The sequence below is a fragment of the Streptomyces himastatinicus ATCC 53653 genome (assembly GCF_000158915.1).
GTDB lineage: Bacteria > Actinomycetota > Actinomycetes > Streptomycetales > Streptomycetaceae > Streptomyces > Streptomyces himastatinicus.
Genome location: NZ_GG657754.1, coordinates 4,085,612 through 4,089,751, shown reverse-complemented (window position 1 = coordinate 4,089,751; position 4,140 = coordinate 4,085,612). Strand labels below are relative to the sequence as shown.

Below are 4,140 nucleotides of genomic sequence, written 5' to 3'. Positions count from 1 at the left end.
CGGCCCGTTCACGGACGTGATCAAGGGGAGTCCCTACACCTGGGGTCTGGACGGTTTCCGGGGCGGCGGCGGATGGTAGGCCCTGGACCCCAGCACGATGCCGAGGAGAGCACCGCATGAGTGTCGCGCCCAGTGAATCCGTCGCCTTCAAACCCTTCGCCTCCGCTCCCGGCGAGGCGAGCACCGACCGGGTCTCGGCGATCCGGCTCTCCCTGGTGTTCCTGCCGCTGCACGCGCCCATCAGCGACGCCAAGGTGCTGACCGGCAGGCAGAAGCCGCTCACCGAAGTGGCCTTCCTCTTCGCCGAGATCAGCACCGAGGGTGGCCATCAGGGGCTCGGCTTCAGCTACTCCAAGCGGGCGGGCGGGCCCGCGCTGTACGCCCACGCCCAGGAGATCGCGCCCGAGCTGATCGGCGAGGACCCCAGCGATATCGCCCGGCTGTGGAACAAGCTGGTGTGGGCGGGCGCGTCCATGGGTCGCAGCGGGGCCGCCGTGCAGGCGGTCGCCGCGTTCGACATCGCGCTGTGGGACCTCAAGGCCCGGCGCGCGCGGCTGCCGCTGGCCAAGCTGCTGGGCGCGCACCGCGACGCGGTCAGCGTCTACAACACCTCCGGCGGCTTCCTCTCCACGCCCATCGAGCAGGTGCTGGAGAACATCGACCTGGCCCGCTCCCGGGGCGTCGCCGGGATCAAGCTCAAGGTCGGCTCGCCGGACCCGCGCGTGGACCTCGCCCGGGTGGAGACCGTACGGGAGCATCTGGGCGACGGCGTACCGCTGATGGTGGACGCCAACCAGCAGTGGGACCGGATCACCGCGACCCGGGTCGGCCGGGTGCTGGAGAAGTTCGACCTGACCTGGATCGAGGAGCCGCTCGACGCGTACGACGCCGAGGGGCACGCGGCCCTCGCCGCCACCCTGGACACGCCCATAGCCACCGGCGAGATGCTGACCAGCGCGCATGAGCACGCGGCGCTGATCGAGGCGGGCTCCTCCGACTTCGTGCAGCCGGACGCCCCCCGGGTCGGCGGCATCACCCCGTTCCTCCAGATCATGACGCTCGCCGACTACAAGGGCCGCAGCCTCGCCCCGCACTTCGCGATGGAGATCCACGTCCATCTCTCGGCGGCCTACCCGCGCACCGCGTGGGTCGAGCACTTCGAGTGGCTGGAGCCGCTGTTCAACGAGCGGCTGGAGCTGCGCGACGGCCGCATGGTCATCCCCGACCGCGCCGGTCTCGGCCTCTCGCTCAGCGATCAGGCGGCGGCCTGGACGAAGGAGGCGGCGTGCTTCGGCGAAGGTGCCTGAGGGCCGCTAGCCGGTCCGCGCCGTGAAGGCCGCGTACGCGGGCTCGTCGAAGAGGACGAAGCGCACCTCTTCGACGGCCGTGTCCGTGGCCCGGACCGTCTCCACCGCGATCCGGGCGGCGTCGTCCATCGGCCAGCGGTAGACGCCGGTGGAGATCGCGGGGAACGCGACGGTCCGCGCACCCAGTTCGTCGGCGACGCGCAGGGATTCGCGGTAGCAGGAGGCCAGCAGGCCGGAGCGGTCCTCGGTGGCGGACCACACCGGGCCGACGGTGTGAATGACCCAGCGGGCGTCGAGCCGCCCCGCCGTCGTGGCCACGGCCCGGCCGGTGGGCAGCCCCTTGCCGTACTGGGAGGCGCGCAGATCGCGGCAGGCGTCGAGGATCTCGGGCCCGCCCCGCCGATGGATCGCGCCGTCGACCCCGCCGCCGCCGAGCAGCGAGGAGTTCGCCGCGTTGACGAGGGCGTCGACGTGCTGCGCGGTGATGTCGCCCTGGACGAGAGTGAGGGTGGTCATGGCTCCATCGTGGGCCATGATCCTCGGGCTCGTCCTGGTGTCAGACCGCGACGGTCAGCCCCGCCGCATGCGCCTCCAGGCGCTCGGCGGTGAGCGCGGTGGCCGCCGCGTCCTCGCGCGAGGTGGCGATGACCAGGGCCCATTCCGCCAGGGTGTGGGCGCGCTGGTGGAGGGCGGCGACATGGGCCGGGTCGGCGCTGGCCGTGGTGGGGGCGGCGCGCAGCGGGGCGCTGCCGTCGCGCAGCCGTACGACCTGGTCGGCGAGGCGCTCGGCGGCCTCGTCCAGCGCCGGGTCCGGGGTGAGGACGCGCAACTCGTCGGTCACGGTCAGCAGTGCGGTCAGATGTCCGGCGAGCCGAATGTCCAGCTCCTCCTCGCGGGAGCGGTGCGGGAAGTCGGGCTCGGGCTCGGCCATGGTGTGGACCGACTTGGTGCGGATCGGCTCGTACATGGATGGCCTCCAAACGTTCAGGAGGCCATCCTAACTTAGACACAGTCTAAAGTTGAGCCTTCTGTAGAAACTCGCTGCCGGTCGCTCAGGGCTGGCCGTATCCGTCGAGGAAGTTCCCGATCCGGGTCACCGCGTCGGCCAGGTCCTTCTTCGCCGGGAGCGTGACGATGCGGAAGTGATCCGGCTCCGGCCAGTTGAAGCCCGTGCCGTGCACGATCATGATCTTCTCGGCCCGCAGCAGGTCGAGCACCATCTGCCGGTCGTCCTTGATCTTGTAGACCTTGGGGTCCAGCTTCGGGAACGCGTACAGCGCGCCCTTCGGCTTCACGCAGCTCACGCCCGGGATCTGGGTCAGCAGCTCATACGCTGTGTCACGCTGCTCCAGCAGCCGGCCGCCCGGGAGCACCAGGTCGTTGATCGACTGGCGGCCGCCGAGGGCGGTGGCCACCGCGTGCTGCGCGGGCATGTTGGCGCACAGCCGCATATTGGCGAGGATCGTCAGCCCCTCCAGATAGCTGGAGGCGTGGGCCTTGGGGCCGCAGACCGCGAGCCAGCCGCTGCGGTAGCCCGCGACGCGGTACGCCTTGGAGAGCCCGTTGAACGTCAGCGTCAGCAGGTCCGGGGCGAGGGCCGCGGTCGGGGTGTGGGTGGCGCCGTCGTAGAGGATCTTGTCGTAGATCTCGTCGGAGCAGACGATCAGCTGGTGGCGGCGGGCGATGTCGGTGATGCCGCGCAGCACCTCTTCGCTGTAGACGGCGCCCGTCGGGTTGTTCGGGTTGATGATGACGATCGCCTTGGTGCGGTCGGTCACCTTGCGCTCGATGTCGGCGAGGTCCGGCAGCCAGTCCGACTGCTCGTCGCAGCGGTAGTGGACGGCGGTGCCGCCGGCGAGCGAGACCGAGGCGGTCCACAGCGGATAGTCGGGGGAGGGGACGAGGACCTCGTCGCCGTCGTCCAGCATCCCCTGCATCGACATCTGGATCAGCTCGGAGACGCCGTTGCCGAGGAAGATGTCCTCGACGTCGAGGTGGATGCCCTGGGTCTGGTAGTGCTGCATCACCGCGCGCCGGGCGGAGAGCAGCCCCTTGGCGTCGCCGTAACCGTGGGCGTCGCCGAGGTTGCGCAGCATGTCCTCGAGGATCTCCGGCGGGCAGTCGAACCCGAAGGTCGCCGGGTTGCCGGTGTTGAGCTTGAGGATGCGGTGACCCGCTGCCTCCAGTCGCATCGCCTCCTCGAGTACCGGGCCACGGATTTCGTAGCAGACGTTGGCGAGCTTCGTGGACTGGATCACCTGCATGTCGGCCACTGTACGGGGGCGTAACCGGCGACGCTCGGTGTTTTTCACCACGTGGACAGCGTGTGGACGGTGTACGGGAGCGCTTGCGGACCGTGATGGGCGCAGCGCGCCCCCTCCGCGCCGGTCGGTAACAAGTGGGTTACCCCCGTTAATTTCCGCGAACGAGGGGTTGGCCTGGATGGAACCGCTGGCTATCGTTCACGCACCTCACCCAATCGTTCAGCTGAACGAATCTGAACGAATCGAGTCGGCGCGTGAGCCGAAGGGGCCTGGCCGCAGCGCCCCGGAGGCGGACCGGGCCTTGAAGCGAAGGTGCCCCCGTCCATGTCCGAGACCTCCCTCCGAACAGACCCCGGGGCGGCCGGGATACCGCGGCGGTCGGTGCTCGCCGCCGCGGCCGCGGGCGGCGGTGTCCTCGCCGGGTCCGCCCTGCTGACCGGCTGCTCGGGCGCCGCGTCCGCGTCCCCGACCGAGGCCGTGCCCACCCGCGGCCCGGCCGGGCGCCCCGACCGCGGCGGCACCCTGCGTATCGCCCGGCCGCCCGCCTCCGACGCCGAGACCCTGGACCC

The 4,140-nt window shown here is 70.7% G+C and carries 4 protein-coding genes and 1 pseudogene; 2 read left to right on the top strand and 3 right to left on the bottom strand.

Annotated elements, in window-relative coordinates:
* Window positions 1-116 precede the first annotated feature (116 nt).
* Complete coding sequence (locus SSOG_RS16665) at window positions 117-1,307, top strand: L-talarate/galactarate dehydratase (RefSeq protein ID WP_009715410.1); 1,191 nt, start codon at window positions 117-119, stop codon at window positions 1,305-1,307.
* A gap of 6 nt (window positions 1,308-1,313) precedes the next feature.
* Here SSOG_RS16665 and SSOG_RS16660 read toward each other — a convergent pair whose 3' ends face one another.
* From SSOG_RS16660 to SSOG_RS16650, 3 genes are all read right to left on the bottom strand, one after another.
* Window positions 1,314-1,823 carry an O-acetyl-ADP-ribose deacetylase gene (locus SSOG_RS16660; RefSeq protein WP_039937817.1) on the bottom strand — a complete coding sequence of 170 codons (510 nt, stop codon included), beginning with the start codon at window positions 1,821-1,823 and terminating at the stop codon, window positions 1,314-1,316.
* Between the two features lie 40 nt (window positions 1,824-1,863).
* Window positions 1,864-2,274: an SCO4983 family protein gene (locus SSOG_RS16655; protein ID WP_039937815.1), complete on the bottom strand. Its 411-nt coding sequence runs from the start codon at window positions 2,272-2,274 to the stop codon at window positions 1,864-1,866.
* A gap of 85 nt (window positions 2,275-2,359) precedes the next feature.
* Window positions 2,360-3,571, bottom strand: coding sequence for a pyridoxal phosphate-dependent aminotransferase (locus tag SSOG_RS16650; protein WP_009715407.1), 1,212 nt, complete (start codon window positions 3,569-3,571; stop codon window positions 2,360-2,362).
* 324 nt (window positions 3,572-3,895) lie between these two features.
* Between SSOG_RS16650 and SSOG_RS47565 the strand changes: the two are divergent.
* Window positions 3,896-4,140, top strand: a pseudogene (locus SSOG_RS47565) (ABC transporter substrate-binding protein); the annotation flags it as partial.

What these genes read in the sequence shown, in the direction of transcription:
- SSOG_RS16665 (WP_009715410.1), top strand. Translation starts at nt 117, where the DNA reads ATGAGTGTCGCGCCCAGTGAATCCGTCGCCTTCAAACCCTTCGCCTCC.
- SSOG_RS16660 (WP_039937817.1), bottom strand. Translation starts at nt 1,823, where the DNA reads ATGACCACCCTCACTCTCGTCCAGGGCGACATCACCGCGCAGCACGTC.
- SSOG_RS16655 (WP_039937815.1), bottom strand. Translation starts at nt 2,274, where the DNA reads ATGTACGAGCCGATCCGCACCAAGTCGGTCCACACCATGGCCGAGCCC.
- SSOG_RS16650 (WP_009715407.1), bottom strand. Translation starts at nt 3,571, where the DNA reads ATGCAGGTGATCCAGTCCACGAAGCTCGCCAACGTCTGCTACGAAATC.